Here is a 21,685-nt window from a genome sequence, read left to right on the forward strand (position 1 = left end):
ATCCGTTCCCCTTTACTCAAAGCGGCACTTGCAATTTTTACATTATCCTAGGTTGTAGGAAGCGGAAATACTTAAGAGATAACTTATTTTTAGCCGACGATATTTTTCAGGCGCGTTATCGGTTCCGACCGCGATACATACCCTACCCATATGGATGTAGACGGATTGCCGGCTCTTCTTTTGTGGCAATTCAAGGCACAATAGCTGTGGAACAAAGGATCCTTGAGAGCCTCGAGGGCCGAAAGCTGGTGAGGAGAAAGGGTGATGACTGAGCTGCGTCCCATATCCAACGAAAATGATAGCCTGAATGCCGGTAGTGTGCAAAACACAGCGTTGGGTACAGCTGCGGGGCATCTGGCACTCGTTCCGACGTGGCTGCCTTTCGATGTCGCATCGAGTACCCCCGGTAGTTCGGCAGGAAGTGGCGGAATGGGACTGAGCGTCGGTGTGATCAGTAGCGATGCTTCTGCTGTTTTCGTGCCCTCAAATACCGCAATTGCTGGTCCGGGCGCCGAAGCTGGTGCTGACCAGTTCAACAGTGCCCTGATCAATCAGCATGTTGCTGAAATGGCGGGGATGGGCGGTGATGGCGGAAGCGGCAATGCCGCTATCGGCAGCACGGAAGGGGCTACATCCAACCACGCGGGAAGCGGCGGCGACGGTATCTTTCTTGGCGGACTTGTCAGCTCCGATGTCGCAGTTTTCGCCCCGGTCAATACGGCAGTCGCGGGCGGGGCGCATTCTGTCGCGTCCGCCAACCAGACCAACAACGCCGCCTTTCTGCAAGGTGCAGACCAGATGGCGGGTATTGGCGGCTCTGGCGGTGATCATAACTATGCCGGGTCGGTATCCGCATCGCCGATGCATACCGATACGGGTAGTACCTATGTATTTACTGGCGACAACTATGCCGGACATGGTGGTGCGGGCATTTTCGCAGGCACCATGATCGACGTGAATGTGGCGATCTTCTCGCCCATTAACATCGCCGTCGCAGCCGCTGGTGGCAATGCGGATGCACATCAGACGAATAATGTGATTTTCGATCAGGGTGGTACGCAGATCGCCGGAATTGGCGGTAGTGGCGGCGGGTTCAACCTGGCGTCAGATACTATTTTTACGGGTAATTCTGCTGCGGGAGGCGGTGGGAATGGGGTTTCGGCCGGAAGTCTGGTGGATGTGAATGTCGGCTATTTCCATCCGATCAATATTGCGGTTCCAGCTGGCGGAACGGCTGATGCCCAACAGGTAGATCATCTGCTTGTCGACCAGCATGCACTTCAACTGGCTGGCATTGGTGGCGCGGGTGGTCACGACAATCTATCGGATACAAGCCACGATATGCTTGCTCACGATATTCTTGCACTTCTGCATGCATGATCCGCCTAAGCGGACCCACCCTAAAGTAGATATCCGAATTTCTAGCTATTCGCACATGTACAATACGCGCACTCTTTAAGCGCGGTCGGCCGCCCGATTTCGTTACGCCAACTTATGGGCGCTTTGGGAGACCAGGACCGGGGTTCAACCGAAACAGGGCAGGGGCCAAAACAGGGAGGAATAAAGCGATGCCTATTCCACAAGTATCCGACACAATTCATCTCAGTGACGTGCATGCCGGTGACGCCAATGCCGGTAACGGTGCTGATGGCTATAACTACGGTAATATCAACTACAACCCCAGTGCAGTCGTGGCCAATACCCAAAGCGTGGCAGGCGCTACTGTAGATGTACACAGCGGCGATTCCCCGTGGTTAAGCGCAAGTTGGGACGCAGGCCATGCCGGTCATGGCGGCGGAGCCGATGCAGCCAATGGTTTCCTCGCCAATATCACCAATAACGGTGATGGCGGAGCTGGTGGTGATGCAAACTCCAATGGCAGCCTTGGCTCGTCCAGTGGTGGCAACGTAGGCGCTGCGACTGCCGATACAAGCGCTGTTCAATATACCTCGCTTCTTGCCGACCAGCACGCCACTATTCTTGCTGGCGTTGGCGGTAATGGTGGTAACGGAAACATGGCTCGTGGTGGCGATATCTCGGCTGCACTCGTGCACTCAAATCCAGAAACCCACACCACAACGACGACCACCAACGATATCGCGAGCTTTGTTAATAGCTTTAACGACAATTTCCACGATATTGATCTGAGCCACATGCCGATCTGATCGGCAGTTGGTTTTCGCTTGGAACAAGAGAAATTCGATCCGGGAGCAACGGCTTAGGCCGCTGCTCTCCCGTTTTACCGGACTATGCCCCTAAGCTGAAGATGCGTTGCGAGCATTCGCACCGATTGTGCAAGCCCGGTATGTCAACGGAGATTGGACGATGACGGCGGCATTCGCGCAACCTCGTTATATGGTGACCCCTTTGGTCGCAGCGCTGCGTCGGTGTTACGGTGCCTTTGGTTTGGTGTTTGCCTATAGTTGCGGATACAATATTTTCCTGCTCGCACCTTCCATCTATCTCCTCCAGATTTATGATCGCGTTCTATCGAGCCGCAGTGTCGACACCCTGTTGATGCTGACGCTCATCATCGCCGTGGCAGTCGTGGTTGGGTCTCTACTCGATATCGTGCGGCGCGCCGCTTTGTCCCGGATTGGTAGCTGGCTCGATCACCAGTTGCGCCCTGTCGTCATGAACGCCTCGTTCGAATATGCGGCACGTGCTGACGCTGGAGCCGCCGCCGAACATTATCGGGACCTTTCGGTCTTGCGGCAGTTTCTGGATTCACCCTCCTGCGCGTTGTTGTTCGACCTCCCATGGGCTCCGGTTTTCCTTGCATTGCTCTTTCTGGTTCACCCGCTGCTTGGTTCTATCGGGCTGGGCAGCGCTGTGATCTTGCTGTTTTTGGCGATGCTCAACGAGTTTGTGACACGGGAATTGAACGAACAGGCAAACCTTGCACAGGCACGAAGCCACTCTCGCTTCACAATGGCGCTGAAATATATCGGCGTTATTCGCGCCATGGGCATGCAGCACGGTGCGGCGCACCTCATCTACCGGGACGCGGAAGCTGTCAGAGCTGCTCAGGACAGTGTGGCGCGAAGAACCGAGGTGGTTCTGGCGGTTTCGAAATCAGTGCGGACATTGACCCAAATTGTGATGATGGGTGCCGCCACATGGCTCGTGCTTCAAAACAACAGCAATCCCGGAATTATTTTTGTAGCCAGCCTGCTTCTCGGGCGTGGATTGGCACCGGTTGAGGGAGCGATCGGGGCCTGGCGGGCACTGGCTTTTGTTCGCGGCGCGTTCAGTCGCCTGAACCGGATGCTCACGCTGATTGTCCCCGGGGAGGACAGGCGAACAATTCTTGTGCCAGAACCCAGGGGCCAGCTGGTTCTCGACAATGTCGGTTATCGGTTGCCGACATCGGATCGTTTCATTCTGCGGGGCGTGTCGTTTCAGGTGGCGGCGGGCGATTGTGTGGCACTGATTGGCCCTTCCGGCTCAGGCAAATCCACACTGGGGCGGATTATGGCGGGCGTTTCACGGCCGACATGCGGATGCGCCCTTTTGGGCGGTATCGACATTTCCCTGCTACGACACTGCGACAATGCTCGTCACATTGGCTATCTTCCTCAGGACATTGAGCTTTTCGGCGGTGCGATCAAGGATGTCATTGGTCGGCTTGATGGTTCGGACCCACAAAAGGTGATCGAGGCGGCAAAACTGGTTGGGCTGCATGAAGCGATCATGCGGTTGCCGCAAGGGTATGAGACGGATATCGGCGAAGGCGGCGCTCTTCTCCTCCGGGCGCAGCGACAGCAATTGGGATTGGCCCGTGCTGCCTATGGAAATCCACCTCTCGTGGTGCTCGACGATCCGAATTCAAGTCTCGACTATGAAGGCGAACGTCTGCTGTTTGACGCGATAGAGCGCATGAAATGCAGGCAGATTACAATTGTCATCATTACCCATCGAATGGGCATCTTGCCCGTGACCGACAAGATCGCCGTGATGCGTGATGGTATGGTCAGCGCCTTTGGCGATAGCGAGAAAATTTTCGACGCTTTCCTTCGCGTTCCCGCGAAAACCGGGCCATGAAGGAGCAATGCCATGGCACTGGTCCATCTCGACGTTCCATTGAGGGTCGTAAACGTTCTCAAATCCCGTCTGGAGTTGTTTGCGCTACAGCTGATGTTGTGGCGGCTCGCGTCTCCGCCGACACTTCTGAATCAACGCAAGACATTGCCAGCACCTGTGACGTCCCGACCAAGGCTGCGCGGGGTTGCCTGGACAGGAAACTTGCTCGTTCTGACGTTCTTAGCCGGGTTTGGATTATGGGCAATTCTTGCACCGCTCAAAAGTGCGGCGGTTGCTGTGGGTGTCGTCGAAGCAGAGACCAGTCGTAAAACCATTCAGCATCTGGAAGGCGGCATCGTCCAGCAGATTTATGTCCATAATGGAGATCTGGTTTTTTCCGGGCAGGTGTTGATCAAGCTTGATGATACCAAGCCGCGGACGGAGCTTGTTGGCGTACAAGGTCAATTGTGGGATGCTGAGGCAAGCCGCGCACGGCTGGTCGCGGAGCAGGGAAATGAGGCGCAGCTCGCCTTTTCACCAGAACTGGTGCGGCTTGTCTCGAAAAATCCGGCAGTAAACGCGATTGTGGTGGGGCAACGCAGAATTTTCGAAGCACGGCGCGATGTCTATCAATCTGAAATCGCCATCACGCATGAAAAAATGGAGCAGGTGAAGCAGGAGATCACCGGTCTGGTAGCCCAGAAACTGGCGTTGTCGTCGCGGGTGGAAATTACACGTCAGCAGTTGGACATGATCGATCCACTGGTCAGGAAAGGTCTTGAACGCAAAACGAGCCTGTTGAACCTCGCGCGGGAAAAAGCCGACCTTGACGGACAATTCGGAGAAACGACGGCTCAGATTTCCCGTGCTTATCAGGTTATCAATGAGGCGCAGGCCAATCTCATCAAGCTGGAAAGCGACCGGCAAAATGAGATCGCAAAGGAACTGCGTGACACTGAAAACCAGCTGTTTTTATTGAACGAGCGATATCGCGCCATTGATGATCAGTTGAACCGCACGGCGATCAAGGCGCCAGAGACGGGAATTGTCATGGATCTGCGCATTCATACTACAGGCGGAGTGATTGGTGCAGGTGAACCGTTGCTCGATCTGGTGCCGCAGGACGGCAATATGGTCGTGTCTGCCCATGTCAGACCCGAAGATATCCATCTTGTGCATCCGGGTCTGAATGCGCAAGTGCATCTGTTGCCTTATGATCAGCGGCGCGTGCCGCTTTTGAAAGGGAAGGTCACTTATGTTTCGGCTGATCGTCTGTTGGACAAGGTGACGGGTCAGCCCTTCTATGCCGCAACCATCCGTGTCACCGATGATGAATTGATGCAGGCAGGGGACATAGAGATGATCCCCGGAATGCCAGTACAAGCTTTGATCGAGACTGGCGAGAGCAGCGTCGCTCTTTACGCTGTCAGGCCATTGCTTGATAGTTTCCATCGCGCTTTCCGCGAGAACTGAAATTGGCTTTGTCTATTGCACTGTGTTCATACCGGGAGAGGTTCTTGAGCCAAGCAGAAGCACTACCTCTGTTCGGTTCTGCACGCGCAGCTTCCGCATGATATGTTGCAGATGCATCTTCACGGTATTGCCCGACATGTTGAGCTTTTCCGCAATAATCTTGTTTGAATGACCGCGCTGAAGTTCGGTAAGTACATCGACTTCCCGCGGTGTAAAACCCGCTATGGCTGCCTGTCGGGGAGTGTGGTTCATGGTTTCATTATCATTGACATTTGGTTCTTCCAGAGCTGATTTGCCAGTGATGGAGATTGTCGGCTGAAAGCTGGTCTGTGCACCCAGCGGATGCGGACAGAATACGCCGCCTGCGAGCACCAACCGTACACCGGCCAAGGCGATTTCCACCGGAAGAGACGATGTGAAGAAGCCTCGTACTCCCATTTTGATCGCTTCCGACTCCATGAGGATATCATCCCGATTAGAGAGCAAGGCAATGGAGGCTGCCGGAAAATGGGTTTGAGCCGCCAACAAATCGTCCAGCAGGGTTGGGCTATCGATTGCACGCTCCGCCAGATCCAGAGCGATAAGGGCGACGTCCCTGCCAATCGCTTTGGCCAGTTCGGCGGTCGAAGCCATATCGATGAAGTCCCATCCGGCGAGTTCGTGAGCGAGGAATTTAACGACACATGTGCGTGCAAGCGTATGTTTGGCCACAATGATCATGGTCGGAAGACTGCGCATTCTGCGCTGCTTTTTCTCAAGATCGGTTGACACTACAGGCTCCGCTTCTCCAATGACCGGAGGTCTTTTCCATCGCTCACGAGATCTATCGAATGCTGGATTATGTCGGAATAAAGCAGGTTCATATTGCGTTCTGAGTGAACGAAATTAACGCCATATCTTACCATGAAAGGCAGAGGCCGGATTTATGCAATTTCCGGTTCATGCTATATAATTGGATTTATTACTTTCTAACTTATTGTGTTGATTTGGATTAATCTGCCCCCGGTCTTCAGTTTGCAACTGCGGCGATGCTGAACACCTCGGGATCGTTGTCGGTCGGCGGAAATTGCAACGGTGCCGGAAATAGAGCGGGAATTTTTGCCTGTTCCCAGTTTGGTGGATGCGTTTCGTGATGGCCATGGGCGTTACAAGCGTGGTACGCAAAGGTTAGGATAAGTGGCTGCCATCCCGGCACGCACTGCGCCGGGATGGCAGGACGAAAATGAAGCGGGATATTACGGTCACAGTTGCCGTGCTAGCTGCCGGGCGATCCTCACGCATGGGGGGTGCAAACAAGCTGCTTGCCATTTTTGACGGCAAACCATTGGTGCGCCGTTCCGTTGAGGTTGCAATGCAAGCCGACAGCGGCAGTGTCATCGTCGTCACCGGCCATATGGCGGACGATATCGCGGTAGCGCTACAGGGGCTGGATGTCGCAATCGTTCACAATCCGCTCTACGCAACTGGTATTGCGAGTTCGATCACGACAGCCCTTTTGGCGATGCCGTCAGAGTCTGACGGACTGATGATCCATCTAGGCGATATGCCCGCGGTCAATACGCATCACATCCGCACAATGATTGATTGCTTTCGTCAGCTTGAAGGAAATGCTGTTATTCGCGCGGTCACTGACGCGGGCGAGCGGGGTAATCCTTGCATTCTACCACGCCAGCTTTTTCAGGCGCTTTCTGCTCTTCACGGCGATATTGGTGCAAGGCATGTCATTGAGGCGAGTGGAATTCCTATTATTGACGTTTCAATCGGCGAGGCCGCCAGAATTGACGTCGATACGAGAGATGCAGTCCTGAAAGCCGGTGGCCAGATTGCTTGATTGCGCATCCGTCTTATCGGAGCGTTGGAAGTTCCTACAACAAGCCGCTTGACCCGCTTTCCAAATTGGAAGACCAGTATGGTTCTTCGCATCCATTCAACGATAGCAGCAGCAAGCGGTTATTCACTATGAACACAACAGCCCGAAGCATATTGGCCGGAACTGCCGAGGGGCCGATCCTCGCGACAACTGAGCCGCTCAGCTTCTGGGGCGGTGTCGATCCCGCTTCGGGCAAGATCATTGACGTGCACCATCCGCTCCATGGGCAGAGCATCAAGGGCGTTGTGCTTATGATGCCATCGACGCGCGGTTCCTGCACGGGTTCCGGCGTGCTGCTTGATCTTGCGTTGAACGGCATGGCGCCCGCTGCGCTTGTCTTCTGCCAGGCTGAAGACGTGGTGACGCTTGGAGCGTTGATTGCGGACAAGATGTTTGGTCATTCATTGCCTGTCCTGCGTCTGGCGCCTGATGAGTGGGAGCGTTTGCGAAACGAGACTGAGGTCGCGATCACGCCAGCGGCAATAACTGCGCCCGGTTTTCGTTTGTCTCTTTCCACGTCGAAGGAAGTGGGGCCCGTTCTTACTGATGCAGATCAAGCCATGATGGCGGGCGCAGAAGGGGAAGTCACCAAACTTGCCATGGAAATCATCTGCGCCATGGCTGCAAACCAAGGGGCCGAATGCCTGATCGACGTCGCACAGGCTCATATCGACGGTTGCATTTATGCAAGCCCAGCCAACTTGATCTTTGCCGAGAAAATGGCGGATTTGGGCGCGAAGGTCCGTGTGCCGACGACGATGAATGCCATCTCCGTCGATCACGAGCATTGGCAGGCGCAAGGCGTGTCTGCAAGTTTTGGACGGCCTGCCGCCCGACTTGCCGACGCTTATGTGCGGATGGGATGCCAGAACACGTTTACCTGCTCGCCATATCTTCTGGATACGGCTCCGGAACAGGGTGAAATGATCGCATGGGCAGAAAGCAATGCGGTCATTTATGCCAATACTGTGCTTGGGGCACGTACGGCAAAACATCCGGATTTCCTTGATCTTTGCATTGCGATTACCGGGCGCGCACCACTGTCCGGTGTCTATCTCGATCAGTATCGGTTTGCGGAGCGCATTGTTCATATTGAGATGCCGAAAGCATGTGATGACGCATTCTGGCCACTGATCGGTTATCTGGCGGGCAAGGTTTCGCCGGACCGGATTCCGCTCCTGAGGGGGCTGGAGGATGCCAAGCCGACAGCAGAGAATTTGAAGGCCTTATGTGCCGCGTTTGGCACGACTTCTGCTGCGCCCATGCTGCATGTCGAAGGCGTCACGCCGGAAGCGCATCTGGTTTCACATGCAGCCGACATGGTACGTATCACGAAAACCGATATGGCGGCGGGATGGCAGCTTTTGAACGATGGTCCCGATGCTGTGGACCTCATCGCAATCGGCAGCCCACATGCCTCGCTTGAAGAATGCCGCGCTTTTGCCGAGGCATTACAAGGCGGTAAAGCGATCACAACCACCATCATAACCGCAGGCCGTAAGATTATCGCCATGGCACGGGAGGACGGCACGCTGGAAAGACTGGAAGCGGCAGGGGTTCAGGTCATTCCGGATCTCTGCTGGTGTTCGATTTCGGAGCCGGTTTTCCCGGTCACAGCCAAGGCACTGATGACCAATTCCGGCAAATACGCGCATTACGGTCCAGGACTGTCCGGCCGCGCTGTGCGTTTCGGTAGTCTTGAAAGTTGTGCGCTGGCAGCCCAGACAGGTCGCGTAGCGCATGGTTTGCCAAAATGGTTGGATGTGAACAGTTGAAACCGCATGTTTGTTCAAGATAAGGCTATAGCCGGTTTGCATGGCAATTTGCCCAACCTAAAGCCTGTCACTCTGGCCTTAAGCAGAAGCTCCACTTTTCAAAAGAGCAGCAAAGCGCGGGTCAAAATGTCTGCTGATCTGCTCCAATGCCGCTCCCCGAGCAACCGCCCATATATCGGTTATCCCGACCAATAAACGCGGCAGCGTGCGAACTGGATAGTCAACGCTGGAAGATACAAGCGGCTCGATCCGGTCTACCAGCCGATTGGCCAAAAGTTTCGGCGCTCCGCCACACAGAATAACGGTTTGGGGATCGAAGATCGCCTCTATCGTATGGATGGCGGATCTGAGTTCCAAAGCAGCCCGTTCCAGCCACGCTTCCACGCGAGGATCGTTCTGCATCAATATGGTTTCAAGTTCGGCAGACAGATCGGGCAACGCTTCATCGAGTTGCAGATGTTTGTAGAGTGACGAGAGAGAGGCGTGGTGTTCCAGCGGCGTTCCCGGACCGCGATTGGCCATCAGCATGGTACCGATTTCACCCGCATTGCCCTTGCTGCCTGTATAGATTTCTCCATTCAATATCAGACCAGCACCAACGCCATATCCAATATAAACGCAGACAACGTTATCGAGCCCGTCGGCGAGACCGACCATTTTTTCTGCACGTGCGCAGGCGGTGGCATCGTTCTGCAACGTCACCGTCAGTCCAGTGCTTTGGGTGAGCCTGTCGATCAATGGGAAAGATTGCCATGCACTCATCACCCAACGGTCATCTTCAGGAACCGGGGTGCCGAAGGGCCCGGGCATCGCGACGCCAAGCCCTGACATTCGATAGTGTCCATGAGGAAACTTAAGTGCGAGTGCAGCCCGTACTTTGGAAATTTCCTCCAGAATGATAGTGCAGCCCTCTTCAGGGTTGTCGGGGGGCAGGGCGGCTTCCCGCCGCATCACTTCATCACCGATCAAGTTCACGACGACAATCCGCGTCAAATGACGGTCGATCTGGACGCCCAATGCAAAGGCTCCCTCCGGCACCAACCGATAGGGTGTCGCCGGTTGTCCGCGACCTTGCCTGACGACATTTTCCGAACTCACCAATCCGTCGCCTTCCAAGCCTTCAATCAGGTTGGAAATGGTTTGTTTTGTGAGGTTTGTGGCACGCGCAAGCTCGGCGCGTGAAAGCGATCTGTTCTGACGCAGCGCGTCAATAATCACTCGGCGATTATGCGCGCTCGTACCTTCATGGTTGGTGCCGCTCGTGGCCCGAATGTCGCTCTTTCTTGGCATCCTCAATCCCTCTTGACACCAATAGATATTTATAACACGTTTAAGTCAATGGATTTGACTTAATAAAGAACATGAACATTTAACGGTGGAACAACAGCTCTGAATTCGTGGCAGTGAGGCAAATGTGCGGGGCACTTTGCACGGGCCTAAGTCAAGTTAACGGGAGGTAACATGCTTAAATCAATTCACACGATCCTGCTGGGTACGCTGGCCGTATCCGCTTTCTCCGTCCCTCACGCTTTTGCCGAGACGACCTTGAACGCTCTGTTCATGGCGCAGGCCGCTTATAGCGAAGCAGATGTGCGCGCGATGACGGACGCCTTTCAGGCCGCCAATCCGGATGTGAAGGTCAATCTCGAATTCGTGCCCTATGAAGGCCTGCATGACAAAACGGTTCTGGCCCAAGGGTCGGGGCAGGGCTATGACGTTGTCCTGTTCGATGTGATTTGGCCAGCCGAATATGCAAGCAACAATGTGCTTGTTGATGTCTCGTCGCGCATTACGGACGAGATGAAGAAGGGGGTTCTGCCGGGTGCGTGGACAACGGTTCAGTATCAGGACAAATATTACGGCATGCCGTGGATCCTGGACACCAAGTATCTGTTCTATAACAAGGAAATCCTTGAGAAGGCTGGCATCACCAATCCGCCAAAGACCTGGGCCGAGCTTAACGATCAGGCCAAGATCATCAAGGACAAGGGCTTGCTGGCATCGCCGATTGCCTGGAGCTGGGCGCAGGCGGAAGCCGCAATTTGCGATTACACCACATTGGTGAGTGCTTATGGGGGCGACTTCCTGAAAGACGGCAAGCCTGCCTTCGATAAGGACGGTGGACTGGACGCCCTCAAATATATGGTGGACAGCTATAAATCCGGCCTCAGCAACCCGAATTCGAAAGAGTTCCTTGAAGAAGATGTGCGCAAGGTGTTCCAGAATGGCGACGCCGCTTTCGCTCTGAACTGGACCTATATGTACAGCAAGGTCAATGATCCTGCAGAAAGCAAGGTCGTTGGCAAAGTGGGTGTCGTGCCTGCGCCGGGTGTTGATGGCAAGAGCAAGGTTTCGGCTGTCAACGGCTCAATGGGGCTAGGTGTGACCACCACCAGCAAACATCCCGACGACGCATGGAAGTACATCGTCTTCATGACATCGCAAAAAGTCCAGAACGACTATGCGAAACTGTCTTTGCCAATCTGGGCATCGTCCTATGATGATCCGGCTGTGGCCAAGGGTCAGGAAGAGCTGATTGCAGCTGCAAAGCTCGGTCTGGCTGCCATGTATCCGCGCCCGACGACACCGAAGTATCAAGAAATGTCCACGGCTTTGCAGCAGTCCATTCAGGAAGCCTTGCTTGGACAGTCTTCGCCTGAAGACGCCCTCAAATCCGCAGCTGAAAACAGCGGACTCTAAGATGCTGACGGGGGTGGGTGCGCATGCATCCACTCCCTTCTTTTATACAGGCTGAGGTGCAAACAATGTCCGGCAACTGGATGACAACGCGAGCGTGGTTGCTGATGCTCCCGTTACTCGCCGTCATGATCTGTGTGATCGGCTGGCCAATGTTTGAAACGGTTCGTCTGTCATTCACAGATGCAAAGCTTGTCGGCACTGGCGGCGAATTTGTTGGCATCGCCAATTACGTCAAGATGCTGTCCAGCTCTAATTTCCAGCGAGCCTTCTGGACGACGACCTGGTTCTCCCTCATCTCGGTCACGGCTGAAATGGTTCTTGGTGTTCTGGCTGCACTTTTGTTGAACCAGCAGTTTTATGGGCGCACTATTCTACGTGCCTTGCTCATTCTACCTTGGGCGCTACCAACGGTGGTCAATGCAACGCTTTGGCGCCTCATCTATAATCCTGAATATGGTGCTCTCAATTCACTGCTGACCCAGCTTGGCATCATTTCGGAATACCAGTCATGGCTGGGTGAACCCTCAGCAGCAATGACGGCCCTGATCGTTGCCGACTGCTGGAAGAATTTCCCGCTGGTAGCCCTCATTGCATTGGCCGCGCTGCAAGCAGTTCCGCGAGACATAACGGCCGCATCGCTTGTGGATGGCGCGGGTCCGTTGAACCGCTTCCGATTTGTCATTCTGCCATATCTCGCAGGACCATTGATGGTGGCCTTGGTGCTCCGCACGATTGAGGCATTCAAGGTCTTTGACATCATCTGGATTATGACGCGTGGCGGCCCGGCCAATTCAACACGAACACTTTCTATTTTGGTTTATCAGGAAGCCTTTTCCTTCCAGCGGGCCGGGTCGGGCGCGTCGTTGGCGCTCATTGTGACGCTGATCGTTACGGTTCTGGCTTTGGGTTATGGATTTCTGGTGCGCAAAACGGCTGGAGCGGCAACGTAATGGAACGTCGAAGCCCAATCGCTACTCTCTTGGTTTACTTCGCAGCACTGGTGCTGGCAGTCGTGATCCTCGCGCCATTGTTCTGGCTTTTTGTCATGAGCATTTCGCCAATGGCGGATTTGTCTGTGCGTCCGCTCAAATGGTGGCCCACGACGGTAGACTTTTCACGTTATCAGGCTCTGTTGTCCACTGTGCCGAACAGCGCTGGCGCAGCCTTCGTGGCATCGATGTACAATAGTCTCAGAGTGGCGGGCATGGCGACATTGGTCGCGATCCTCGTTGCAATTCCCGCCGGTTGGGCCGTTTCGCGAACCTCGCGCATAGGATGGTCGCTGACACTGGTTATTGGAACCTACATGCTGCCCCCGGTGGCGCTTGCCGTGCCGCTCTATATGGTCCTCGCAAAACTTGGTTTGCTTAATTCGGTGTTTGGTCTCTCGCTGGTTTATCTCACCATTCTCGCGCCTTTCACCACATGGCTGATGAAATCTGGCTTCGATGGCATACCGCAGGAAATCGAACAGGCTGCCATGATTGATGGTGCAAGTCTTTTCCAGACATTGCGCATCATCACCTTGCCGCTCGCATTGCCTATTGTTGCAACATCGGCACTGTTTGCATTCCTGCTCGGCTGGGATGAGTTTTTCTATGCGCTTTTGTTCACTTCTGATCAGCGAGCGCGAACACTGACAGTTGCCATTGCCGATCTCGCTGGCGGACGTGTTTCCGATTACGGTCTGATCGCAACCGCAGGCGTTTTGGCTGCATTGCCACCGGTTATTGTCGGCCTTCTGATGCAGCGTGCACTTATATCCGGCCTGACCAGCGGCGGTGTGAAAGGATGATAATGAATACACAAAAGCAGCGTCCTGAAGGACTTGTCGCAATCGATAAGGAAATGGCACGTCAATTCGCCGATGCTCTGATTTCCTTCGAGAACAATCGGGAGCAGGCTGAAAAGATCGCCCGGAGTTTGCGCAAGACGGGTAAGCTGCTGCTGTTGGGCATGGGCGGGTCGCATGCTGTCAGTCGTGCAGTGGAGCCGCTTTATCGCGCCCATAAGATTGATGCAATCGCGATACCGCTTTCGGAACAACTTGGTGCGCCCCTGCCCATCGAGGGCAAGACGGTTCTGGTCACATCACAGTCTGGAGAAAGCGCTGAGGTCGTGCGCTGGTTTGCCGAGAAAAAGGGCGATGGCGATATTTTCGGCCTTACGCTCGACGCCAGGTCGTTCCTTGGCAAGCAGGTTGATTGTCTGGTGGGACATGGCGGCGGAGAGCTGGCATTTGCCGCCACCCGCAGCCTGACAATCAGCTTTGCTCTGCATCTGGCCATATTTGCGGCGCTGGGAGACGATCCGGATTCAGCGCTGAGCGTATTGAAATCGCGACAGACTGTTGCGATTGATACAGCACTTGCCAGCATAGCCGACGTCGGTACGATTGTAACGTCAGGGCGCAGTCTTCAAGGCGTTGCGGAGGCAATCGCTCTCGGCTTTACAGAGCTTTCGCGCGTGCCGAGCTATTCTCTGGAAGGCGGTCAGTTGCGCCATGGTCCGATGGAAATGCTCTCGCCAAAGGTTGGCATCGTCTTGTTCAAAGCCGATGATGCGACCGCACCGCTGGTGACAGCAATGGCGCAGTCTGTTGTCGAGGCCGGTGCGAAACTGGTGCTGTTCGACGCTTCGGGTGAGCTGCCTGTTCCCGGAGCAGTGACAATTTCCTTACCAGCAGCGAGTGGGATTGCAGCGATATTTGAGATCCTGCCCGTGGCACAGCGGCTTATGATGGCTTTCGCCGACGAGCGCGTCGAAAATGCCGGTACGCCGGTACGCTCTTCCAAGATCACACGGAGCGAGTGAGTGAGGCCAATCGCAATTATCGGCAACGTCAACGTCGACATGATCCTTGGCCCGACTGCGGCCTGGCCGCAGCCGGGAACCGAGAACATCGTCAGTCATGATGAGTTGCGCGTCGGCGGCTCGGCGGGCAATTCCGCGCTGACGCTTATGGCGCTGGATGTGCCGTTTCAGATGGCCGCAAATATCGGCTCGGACCAGTTTGGACGTTGGCTCGCCGAGAATTTCGGTGATCATGCCCGACAATGGGCGGTGTTTTCAGGCAAGACCACTCTGTCAGTCGGCCTCACACATCCAGATGGCGAGCGGACGTTTTTCACGACGCTCGGTCATCTGCCGCATTTCTCCTATGAAGACACGTTGTCAGCGCTTGATGGGCAGGCCTTGTCTGGCGGTCTGGCGCTGCTGTGCGGAAGCTTTCTGACAGACCGGTTAGCCGATGCATATGACCAGTTTTTTGATTGGGCTGATCATCACAATATCGACGTGGCCCTTGATACTGGCTGGCCCGTTGAAGGTTGGACTGAACGGAACCGAAGCCGCGCGCTCTCATGGTTGAAACGCTGCAAGTTCGCTATGTTCAACGAGGTTGAGACGGTCAATCTTGGAAATTCGGCTGATCCTATAGAGGCTGCACGCAGTCTAGCGCAGATTATGCCGAACGGCGCCCTTTTTATCGTCAAATGCGGCCCGAATGGTGCTTTTGCGGTCGAGCGTAATGGCAGTGTTATATCGGTGGATGCACCGCAGGTGACGGTTATCGACACCATTGGTGCGGGCGATGTCTTCAATGCGGCTTTCCTTGCGTCTTTCGCCAAGGGGCAGCCGGTTGAAGCAAGTTTGCGCGCCGCCACACGCAGCGCCTCCAGGGCAATTTCCACAAGCCCGCGGGCCTATACATCAGATATCGAAGGAGCGCTTGCATGAGCACCCTGACTATAAGCAATGTATGCAAGAGCTTTGGGCCGACGGATATCCTCAAAGGTATCGATCTATCGCTGGCCAGTGGTGAGTTTCTGGTTTTGCTGGGCGCTTCCGGTTCCGGCAAATCGACATTGCTCAACATCATCGCGGGTCTGGCAGAGCCAACGAGCGGTGATATTCGCATCGATGAGCGGTCTATCGTTGGTGTTCACCCCAAGGACAGGGACACGGCGATGGTGTTCCAGTCCTATGCGCTGTACCCAAATCTGAATGTGAGACGCAATATCGGCTTCGGTCTCGAAATGCGCAAAGTGCCGACAGCAGAACGGGAAAAAGCTGTTCTGGAGGCGGCGCGCCTTCTCCAGATCGAAAACCTGCTCGATAGAAAGCCTGCACAGCTTTCTGGTGGGCAACGTCAGCGTGTTGCTATCGGTCGCGCACTGGTGCGGCATCCGAAGTTATTCCTGTTCGATGAACCCCTGTCGAACCTCGACGCCAAACTGCGCATGGAAATGCGCGCCGAGCTGAAGCGCCTGCATCAATTAATGAAGACCACCATGGTCTATGTCACGCATGATCAGATCGAAGCGATGACATTGGCGACGCGCATTGCAGTGATGCGCAATGGGCGCATCGAGCAGCTGGATACGCCGGAAAATGTCTATAACCGACCCGCAACCCTTTATGTGGCGACATTTGTCGGTGCGCCACCGATGAACATGCTGGAAGCTACTTTCAATGGGGATCGGCTGACGATCGATGGAACGAACACCAGCATTCCAGTGAACAGCCTACCAAACGTTGCCCATGGCAAGCGGGTCCTGCTGGGCGTGCGGTCAGAAGCAATCGGGCGGGAACGCAGGGATCACAGCGTAGCATTGCGTATGAAATGCGATATCGCAGAACTCACCGGGCCAGAACTGATTGTCACCGGGACGGTGGGTTCACAAAGGCTCGTGGCAGCTTTACCGCCAAGCCACAAAGTCCAACCCGGTGAAGAGTTCGACGTCATGCTCGACCTCGAGAACGTCCATCTCTTTGATCCTGAGACCGAATTGCGGCTCAACTGATATTTCCGACAGCATATAGTCGGGAAATCAGTCCAATAGCTTCATCGCGGTCTCTTCGTCGGTAATAAGTCCGTTGATGATTTGGCCACGCAGCGCCGACAGCAATGGTTGCACTTTGCGCGCGCCAGACGCCACGCAAATGCGCTGTCTGCTGACATTGATCTGCGGTGCGACGCTGGTGATCCGCAGATTTGTGGCGCCGTTGACGATCTTCCCGTCAATATCAAATGCCCAGCCGCAAATTTCGCCAACGCCGCCGAGCCTGTTGAGCTCAAAAAGCTCATCGCGGCTGAGAAAACCCTCTTTTGCAAGTGGTGAATCCGCAGCCAGATCACTAATGCCTGTCAGCCAAAGATCGGCGGTTGATGCCAGTTCGTGGACGCGCCGCACTGGTTCAATCGCTAGCAAGGCATCCCTTTCTTCTACAGAAGAAAGATAGAGCGGCAAGAGAAGCGGGTAATGCTGTGCGCTGACTGTTTCCGAAAGCTTGATCAGCGCATCGAAGGGACTTGCCGATCCGTCAATACCGATATGCCCCACCAGCGATACCAGACGATGGACAGAGCCATTGAGCGGAGAAACGCGCTGGACGGTGGCACGCATGGTGCGGCCGGTGCCAAGCGCCATCACAATTGCAGTTCTGGATCGCAATTGACGCTCGATGAAGACAGCCGCCGCCTCAGGAACTGTCGTCGAGCCTTCTGGCCAGGTTCCTTCCGAAGGGACGACATCACAGTAAGCCAGGTCAAATTTCTCCGACAGCTTCCCTGCAAGTTCCATGCAATTTGCAATTGGGTGGTTCATCCGAAAGGTAATCAGCCCTTCGGATCGGCATTGCGAAACAAATCGCTGTGCCGTTGGGCGTGAAACGCCCAGCATCTGGGCGATCTCGTCCTGGGTCTTGCCAGCAATATAATAAAGCCAACCCGCTCTTGCGGCATCGTCGAGTCTGGGTTTGTCGTTATCGGCCATCGGCGGAAATATCTCTTAGTAAGGAAGGCAGGTCGGCAGCATGGGTTAAAATGTGATCCGCTCCGGCATTACGCAATGTTTCAGTATTGTCCAGTACCGAATAATGGCTCCCACCGGTAAATCCGACAGCCGTCATGCCCGCAGCCTTGGCGGCTTTCACGCCGCTGGGGCTGTCTTCGATAACGACGCATCGTGGGGCCGACACGCCCATCTGTCTGGCCGCATAAAGAAAGAGGTCCGGAGCGGGCTTGCCGTTTTTAACCATCGTTGTACTGAAGATATTGCCTTCGAAAAGTGGAAGCAGACCTGTCTGCCCCAATGATATCTGAAGTCGTTCCTCATCGCTAGATGACGCCACGCAGCGGGGCAGCGGGATGGCTTCGATTGCGGAGCGGATTCCTTCGACGGCGACAAGCTCCTGATCGAAGCGCGCAAAAAGATACTCTCGCCAGCTTGAAACAAATGTGTCGGGGAGTGGCTTGTTCGTTTGTTCAGTGAAGGCATCCGTCACCGCCGATGCCGGGCGTCCCAGGAAAGTGCGCAAGGCATGATCGAGATCCGTTGGTACGCCGTGTCTGCTCAGCACATCGGCAACTGCGCCGCAGCTGATGATTTCGCTGTCTACCAACACGCCGTCACAGTCAAAAATGACCAGATCAAAGGCGAGTGACGAAGGGTTGATTGGGGTAATGTCCATCGCACGACTCATGAGAAAATGATTGATATGTGAGCGTATGATAAACACGGCGCGCCCGGAAGAGCAATATCCCTTTGCGCGACGACATGGAGATATGCATATAAATGGTGATAATACGTAATCATCGGGCTGTTTCAAATTATGGGCTGGACAAACGCTTGTCGGAGCGTATGCTCACATTAAAAGCACTTGATCGAGATGGGAGGAAACGATGAAGCGTCTTTTAGTAGCTTCCTTGATGCTGGGCTGTTCGATGCTATCCAGCATAACAGCTGAGGCAAAAACGCAGATCGAATTCTGGCACGCAATGGGAGGCGTGCTCAATGATCGCGTGAATGAACTTTCGAAGAAGTTCAATGAATCTCAGGATGAGTATGAGATTGTCCCGGTCAATAAGGGCAAATATGAAGAACTCATCAATGCGATGATTGCAGCCTATCGCGCAAAGCGCGCGCCGGTCATCGTGCAAACCAATGAGCGCGCATTTTTGACCATGCTGAACTCATCAGCGATTATACCTGTCGCCGATCTGATGGCCAAGGAAGGTTACACCATCGACTGGAGCACGGTAATTGCGCCGGTTGCTGCTTATTACACCGACAAGGGCAAGCTGCAGGCACTGCCATTCAATTCGTCAACGCCAATCCTCTGGTACAATCAGGATCATTTCAAGGCGGCAGGTTTTGAAAAGCCTGCCGATAACTGGGATGAGTTGACGCAACAACTTCATGCGATCCACGACAAGGGCGTTTCGAAATGCGCAATGTCTCTGCCGGGCGACTATGAGTGGAGTTTCCTCGAAAACTACGCGGCGGTAAATGACTACCCCTATGGCACAAAACGCAATGGCATTGACGGTATCGATACCGAGTTTGTTTTCAACAAGTCTCTGACCCGCCAAGTGGAGCGTATGCATGATCTCGTTTCGAGTGGGGTGATGGAAATTGCGGGGCAGGGAATTCAGCCGGTTCAGCTGTTCACGTCTGGCACCTGTTCGACGATTATTGCATCGACCGCGTCTCATGCTGCCGTTGAAGCTTCCGCGCAGTTTCCGTGGAGCGCAACATTTCTGCCTCATGAAAAAGACCGTACCGCACATAACAGCGTTATCGGCGGCGGCGCTTTGTGGGCAATGAAGGGACATTCCGATGACGAATATAAAGGCGCTGCCGCATTCTTTGATTTTCTAGCAAAGCCGGAAACTCAGGTGTGGTGGAGCAAAAACACCGGTTATGTTCCTGTTACGACGACAGCCTATGAGGCGTTGAAAAGCGAAGGCTATTTCGAGCAGCATCCCACCCGTGCCATTGCGATTGAACAGCTTATGCGCAAGCCGAACTCCGATAATTCGCTGGGCTTCCGTTTCGGAAATTCCAATCAGGCCAACATCTTTATTATGGAAGAAGTGATGGCTGCCTCATTGGGGCAGAAGCCGGCACAGGAAGCGTTGGATTCCGCTGTCACCCGCGGCAACGAAGTGCTTCGTCGCTTTGAAAAGCTGAGCGCAGGAAAATAAAGCAATGAAAGCACAAGGTGGAGGTGCTTTCCGTCTGCGCTCCCCTTTGGGGGAGCGGCAGGAAAGCGGCCTGAAGCGCGCGCATTTTCGAGAATGGAAAACGCCAGTCCTATTGCTGGCGCCACAAATGCTCGTCTTGCTGTTCTTCTTCTTCATTCCGTCATTCAGAGCACTCATTCAGGCGTTTCAGCTCAATGATCCGTTTGGTGGCTCGGTGCAATGGGTTGGCTTCTCGAACTTTGCGGCATTGCTCGCCAGCCCGTCCTACTGGATGTCGGCCAAAATGACGCTCTGGTTCACGTTGGCACAGAACGCAATCACGCTTTCAGTTGCCTTGCTGTTTGCTTTTGCGACCAACCATGTCATTCGTGCGCGTGGCGCCTATCGCACGATCCTGCTGCTTCCCTATGCAATCGCTCCCGCAGTTGCAGGCATTATGTTGGCATTTCTGTTCAACACACGTGTCGGACCAATCGCACAAATGCTGCATATGCTGGGTATCGGTTGGGACCCCACGAAAAACTCCAACGATGCGATGATCCTCATCATCCTTGCGGCGTCGTGGAAGCACATCTGCTACAACTATATTTTTCTTGTAGCTGCACTTTTGGCTGTGCCGCGCTCGATCCTGGAATCTGCTGCCATTGACGGTGCCGGGCCAATTCGTCGTTTCCAGCGAATTTCCCTGCCGATGATCGCGCCCACGCTGTTCTTCCTGATTGTAATCAACTTCGTCTACGGTCTGTTTGACACATTTGCGATTGTTGATGCCACCACACAAGGCGGCCCGGCCGGGGCGACTTCGATCCTCGTCTATAAGGTCTATCAGGATGGTTTCGTCAATCTGGATATGGGATCGTCTGCTGCGCAGTCAGTCATTCTGATGATACTCGCTCTTGCCCTCACATTCGCGCAGTTTCGTCTGGTCGAACGGCGCGTCAATTATGCGGTGTAAATCATGAATGAACGCACACCGATTCTGGATGCAGTTTGCCATGCGGTTCTCATAGTAGGAATCGTGCTGGTTTGTTTGCCACTTTACTTCGTGGTGGTCACGGGTTCCTTGAGTCAGCAGGACGTATTGAAGGTTCCGATGAGTTGGTTGCCGGGCGATCAGTTTCTGGTCAATTCGCTCGAAGTTCTGACAACCATCAATTTCGGACAGCTTTTGTTGAACACGGTTATCGTGGCCCTCGGCATCACCATCGGTAAGCTGGTACTGTCTGTGCTTGCCGCTTTTGCCGTTACCTATTTCCGCTTTCCGTTCCGAATGACCGCCTTCTGGCTGATATTCATATCAATGATGCTGCCGATTGAGGTGCGCATTGTCCCAACATATGAATCCGCAGCCAATATGGCGCTGCCGTTGAATATCATCTTCGCGTGGCTCGGTGTCTCAGTCGAGTTGAACTGGAACATGGTGAACACCTATCCCGGGCTGATCCTGCCGATCATCGCCTCCGCAACTGCAACATTTCTGTTCAGGCAGTTCTTTCTGACTATTCCTGACGATTTGTGTGAAGCAGCGCGAATTGACGGCGCCAAGCCGATGCAATTCTTCTTCCGCATTCTGCTTCCGTTGTCACGGTCAAATATTGTGGCATTGTCGATCATTCTCTTCCTGATGGGCTGGAACCAGTATTTGTGGCCGCTGTTGATGACGACAGACCCCAATATGGCGACCGCCGTTGTGGGCTTGAAACAGGTTATGCCGCAGTCGGATGGTCTCCCGACATGGCATCTTCTCATGAACGCCTCGCTTTGGACCATGCTTCCGCCGGTGTTGGTGATCCTCATCATGCAGCGATGGTTCGTGAAGGGCCTCGTGGACAGCGGCAAATAGAAAACAATTGG

Annotated in this window: 19 protein-coding genes; 15 read left to right on the plus strand and 4 right to left on the minus strand. The window is 54.4% G+C overall.

Annotation, left to right across the window (positions count from 1 at the left end; all coding sequences use genetic code 11):
- The first annotated feature begins 264 nt into the window (after positions 1–264).
- The 4 genes from FGI60_RS07425 (at position 265) to FGI60_RS07440 (ending at position 5,496) form a co-directional block, all read left to right on the plus strand.
- A complete protein-coding gene (locus tag FGI60_RS07425; protein WP_138784609.1) occupies positions 265–1,380 on the plus strand; it encodes a hypothetical protein in 1,116 nt (371 codons plus the stop codon).
- 188 nt (positions 1,381–1,568) lie between these two features.
- The gene (locus FGI60_RS07430; protein ID WP_078337318.1) at positions 1,569–2,165 is read left to right on the plus strand and encodes a PE-PGRS family protein; all 597 of its coding nucleotides are present in this window, start codon (positions 1,569–1,571) and stop codon (positions 2,163–2,165) included.
- 160 nt (positions 2,166–2,325) lie between these two features.
- Positions 2,326–4,044: a type I secretion system permease/ATPase gene (locus FGI60_RS07435; RefSeq protein WP_138784610.1), complete on the plus strand. Its 1,719-nt coding sequence runs from the start codon at positions 2,326–2,328 to the stop codon at positions 4,042–4,044.
- 12 nt (positions 4,045–4,056) lie between these two features.
- Positions 4,057–5,496, plus strand: a complete 1,440-nt coding sequence (locus FGI60_RS07440) for an HlyD family type I secretion periplasmic adaptor subunit (RefSeq protein ID WP_138784611.1) — start codon at positions 4,057–4,059, stop codon at positions 5,494–5,496.
- Positions 5,497–5,508: 12 nt separating this feature from the next.
- Here the strand turns inward: FGI60_RS07440 and FGI60_RS07445 are convergent, their stop codons facing one another.
- Complete coding sequence (locus tag FGI60_RS07445) at positions 5,509–6,216, minus strand: response regulator transcription factor (protein WP_138784664.1); 708 nt, start codon at positions 6,214–6,216, stop codon at positions 5,509–5,511.
- 502 nt (positions 6,217–6,718) lie between these two features.
- Between FGI60_RS07445 and FGI60_RS07450 the strand changes: the two genes are divergently transcribed.
- A complete protein-coding gene (locus FGI60_RS07450; protein ID WP_138784612.1) occupies positions 6,719–7,327 on the plus strand; it encodes a nucleotidyltransferase family protein in 609 nt (202 codons plus the stop codon).
- Between the two features lie 128 nt (positions 7,328–7,455).
- Complete coding sequence (gene lhpI / locus FGI60_RS07455) at positions 7,456–9,141, plus strand: cis-3-hydroxy-L-proline dehydratase (protein ID WP_138784613.1); 1,686 nt, start codon at positions 7,456–7,458, stop codon at positions 9,139–9,141.
- Positions 9,142–9,219: 78 nt separating this feature from the next.
- Here lhpI and FGI60_RS07460 read toward each other — a convergent pair whose 3' ends face one another.
- Positions 9,220–10,431 (minus strand): ROK family transcriptional regulator, encoded by a 1,212-nt coding sequence (locus FGI60_RS07460; RefSeq protein WP_138784614.1) that lies wholly within the window; start codon positions 10,429–10,431, stop codon positions 9,220–9,222.
- A gap of 171 nt (positions 10,432–10,602) precedes the next feature.
- On the opposite strand from FGI60_RS07460, the gene FGI60_RS07465 reads away from it, so the two are divergent.
- The 6 genes from FGI60_RS07465 (at position 10,603) to FGI60_RS07490 (ending at position 16,646) form a co-directional block, all read left to right on the plus strand.
- A complete protein-coding gene (locus tag FGI60_RS07465; RefSeq protein WP_138784615.1) occupies positions 10,603–11,841 on the plus strand; it encodes an extracellular solute-binding protein in 1,239 nt (412 codons plus the stop codon).
- 65 nt (positions 11,842–11,906) lie between these two features.
- Positions 11,907–12,791, plus strand: coding sequence for a carbohydrate ABC transporter permease (locus FGI60_RS07470; RefSeq protein ID WP_138784616.1), 885 nt, complete (start codon positions 11,907–11,909; stop codon positions 12,789–12,791).
- A complete protein-coding gene (locus tag FGI60_RS07475) occupies positions 12,791–13,636 on the plus strand; it encodes a carbohydrate ABC transporter permease (RefSeq protein ID WP_138784617.1) in 846 nt (281 codons plus the stop codon). Before FGI60_RS07470 ends, FGI60_RS07475 begins: the two co-directional genes overlap by 1 nt.
- A 2-nt stretch (positions 13,637–13,638) precedes the next feature.
- Positions 13,639–14,655, plus strand: coding sequence for an SIS domain-containing protein (locus FGI60_RS07480; RefSeq protein WP_138784618.1), 1,017 nt, complete (start codon positions 13,639–13,641; stop codon positions 14,653–14,655).
- A complete protein-coding gene (locus FGI60_RS07485; protein WP_138784619.1) occupies positions 14,656–15,579 on the plus strand; it encodes a carbohydrate kinase family protein in 924 nt (307 codons plus the stop codon).
- Positions 15,576–16,646 (plus strand): ABC transporter ATP-binding protein, encoded by a 1,071-nt coding sequence (locus tag FGI60_RS07490; protein ID WP_138784620.1) that lies wholly within the window; start codon positions 15,576–15,578, stop codon positions 16,644–16,646. Before FGI60_RS07485 ends, FGI60_RS07490 begins: the two co-directional genes overlap by 4 nt.
- 27 nt (positions 16,647–16,673) lie before the next feature.
- On the opposite strand, the gene FGI60_RS07495 is transcribed toward FGI60_RS07490, so the two are convergent.
- On the minus strand, positions 16,674–17,618 hold the full coding sequence (locus FGI60_RS07495) for a sugar-binding transcriptional regulator (protein WP_078337301.1): 945 nt from the start codon (positions 17,616–17,618) through the stop codon (positions 16,674–16,676).
- Positions 17,608–18,315, minus strand: a complete 708-nt coding sequence (locus tag FGI60_RS07500; RefSeq protein ID WP_138784621.1) for an HAD family hydrolase — start codon at positions 18,313–18,315, stop codon at positions 17,608–17,610. The genes FGI60_RS07495 and FGI60_RS07500 overlap by 11 nt, the downstream gene beginning before the upstream one ends.
- A 211-nt stretch (positions 18,316–18,526) precedes the next feature.
- On the opposite strand from FGI60_RS07500, the gene FGI60_RS07505 reads away from it, so the two are divergent.
- The 3 genes from FGI60_RS07505 to ugpE are packed head-to-tail and all read left to right on the plus strand — an operon-like array spanning position 18,527 to position 21,674.
- Positions 18,527–19,831 (plus strand): extracellular solute-binding protein, encoded by a 1,305-nt coding sequence (locus FGI60_RS07505; RefSeq protein ID WP_138784622.1) that lies wholly within the window; start codon positions 18,527–18,529, stop codon positions 19,829–19,831.
- 4 nt (positions 19,832–19,835) lie between these two features.
- Positions 19,836–20,786 (plus strand): ABC transporter permease subunit, encoded by a 951-nt coding sequence (locus FGI60_RS07510; RefSeq protein ID WP_138784623.1) that lies wholly within the window; start codon positions 19,836–19,838, stop codon positions 20,784–20,786.
- Positions 20,787–20,789: 3 nt separating this feature from the next.
- The gene (ugpE, locus tag FGI60_RS07515) at positions 20,790–21,674 is read left to right on the plus strand and encodes a sn-glycerol-3-phosphate ABC transporter permease UgpE (protein ID WP_138784624.1); all 885 of its coding nucleotides are present in this window, start codon (positions 20,790–20,792) and stop codon (positions 21,672–21,674) included.
- The last annotated feature ends 11 nt before the right edge of the window (positions 21,675–21,685 follow it).

This window comes from Brucella haematophila (genome assembly GCF_005938105.1).
GTDB classification, from domain to species: Bacteria; Pseudomonadota; Alphaproteobacteria; order Rhizobiales; family Rhizobiaceae; genus Brucella; species Brucella haematophila.

Coding starts and splice junctions, on each gene's coding strand:
- FGI60_RS07425 (WP_138784609.1), top strand. CDS start 265: ATGACTGAGCTGCGTCCCATATCCAACGAAAATGATAGCCTGAATGCC.
- FGI60_RS07430 (WP_078337318.1), top strand. CDS start 1,569: ATGCCTATTCCACAAGTATCCGACACAATTCATCTCAGTGACGTGCAT.
- FGI60_RS07435 (WP_138784610.1), top strand. CDS start 2,326: ATGACGGCGGCATTCGCGCAACCTCGTTATATGGTGACCCCTTTGGTC.
- FGI60_RS07440 (WP_138784611.1), top strand. CDS start 4,057: ATGGCACTGGTCCATCTCGACGTTCCATTGAGGGTCGTAAACGTTCTC.
- FGI60_RS07445 (WP_138784664.1), bottom strand. CDS start 6,216: ATGATCATTGTGGCCAAACATACGCTTGCACGCACATGTGTCGTTAAA.
- FGI60_RS07450 (WP_138784612.1), top strand. CDS start 6,719: ATGAAGCGGGATATTACGGTCACAGTTGCCGTGCTAGCTGCCGGGCGA.
- lhpI (WP_138784613.1), top strand. CDS start 7,456: ATGAACACAACAGCCCGAAGCATATTGGCCGGAACTGCCGAGGGGCCG.
- FGI60_RS07460 (WP_138784614.1), bottom strand. CDS start 10,431: ATGCCAAGAAAGAGCGACATTCGGGCCACGAGCGGCACCAACCATGAA.
- FGI60_RS07465 (WP_138784615.1), top strand. CDS start 10,603: ATGCTTAAATCAATTCACACGATCCTGCTGGGTACGCTGGCCGTATCC.
- FGI60_RS07470 (WP_138784616.1), top strand. CDS start 11,907: ATGTCCGGCAACTGGATGACAACGCGAGCGTGGTTGCTGATGCTCCCG.
- FGI60_RS07475 (WP_138784617.1), top strand. CDS start 12,791: ATGGAACGTCGAAGCCCAATCGCTACTCTCTTGGTTTACTTCGCAGCA.
- FGI60_RS07480 (WP_138784618.1), top strand. CDS start 13,639: ATGAATACACAAAAGCAGCGTCCTGAAGGACTTGTCGCAATCGATAAG.
- FGI60_RS07490 (WP_138784620.1), top strand. CDS start 15,576: ATGAGCACCCTGACTATAAGCAATGTATGCAAGAGCTTTGGGCCGACG.
- FGI60_RS07495 (WP_078337301.1), bottom strand. CDS start 17,618: ATGGCCGATAACGACAAACCCAGACTCGACGATGCCGCAAGAGCGGGT.
- FGI60_RS07500 (WP_138784621.1), bottom strand. CDS start 18,315: ATGGACATTACCCCAATCAACCCTTCGTCACTCGCCTTTGATCTGGTC.
- FGI60_RS07505 (WP_138784622.1), top strand. CDS start 18,527: ATGAAGCGTCTTTTAGTAGCTTCCTTGATGCTGGGCTGTTCGATGCTA.
- FGI60_RS07510 (WP_138784623.1), top strand. CDS start 19,836: ATGAAAGCACAAGGTGGAGGTGCTTTCCGTCTGCGCTCCCCTTTGGGG.
- ugpE (WP_138784624.1), top strand. CDS start 20,790: ATGAATGAACGCACACCGATTCTGGATGCAGTTTGCCATGCGGTTCTC.